Raw genomic sequence first — 607 nt, forward strand, 5'->3', positions numbered from 1 at the left:
CAACACTCAAGGGGCTAATTAATATATCATTTAAACTAGAAATGCTAGTGGGTCAAATTAAGTTGAAACCCTTTGCAAAAGCATCAAGGTCATCAATGATAAACAAATCACTACTCCACTTTCCTGGCCACACAGCATACAATGTGGTTGCGTTATTATTAACCCTCTGGTAAACTTCCAAAAGCTTCGGTCGATCTGACTTGTTCTTGTGATAAATCTGGGACACCTTACCGTTTTTATCCACCTCAAAATAACAAACTGTACTCGAACTATAAGGAAAATTATTATCTTTTGCGCTTCTCATTATTAACACTCCTTTGAAGTTATACTATAACAAACGGAGAAACGGAGGTCGGCTTTAAGCCGGCCCCCGTTTTATTTACTGCAAAATGAGACGAGCCAATACGATAAGGTCTTCCATGTCGATTTTTTCATCCTGATTGATGTCGTAGATCTTTACTTCATTCCAATCCGGGCTGCTTGACGTTTTGCCATACGCTTTCGCAACGAGCGCCAGGTCACCGACGCTTACTCTGTTGTCATTGTTCACGTCACCTGGTAGAGTCGCCTGGTTTTGGGACTGCGCAAACATCCAATCAAAAATGTT

2 protein-coding genes are annotated in these 607 nt (G+C 41.0%); both read right to left on the reverse strand.

Annotated elements, in window-relative coordinates:
* Positions 1 to 52 precede the first annotated feature (52 nt).
* Positions 53 to 304, reverse strand: coding sequence for a hypothetical protein (locus tag PA598K_RS34970; RefSeq protein WP_128661293.1), 252 nt, complete (start codon positions 302 to 304; stop codon positions 53 to 55).
* A gap of 75 nt (positions 305 to 379) precedes the next feature.
* Positions 380 to 607: dockerin type I domain-containing protein (locus PA598K_RS34975; RefSeq protein WP_148092056.1), on the reverse strand; the 228-nt coding region annotated here is incomplete at its 5' end.

Origin of the sequence: Paenibacillus sp. 598K (assembly GCF_003851045.1) — a bacterium.
Lineage (GTDB): Bacteria > Bacillota > Bacilli > Paenibacillales > Paenibacillaceae > Paenibacillus_D.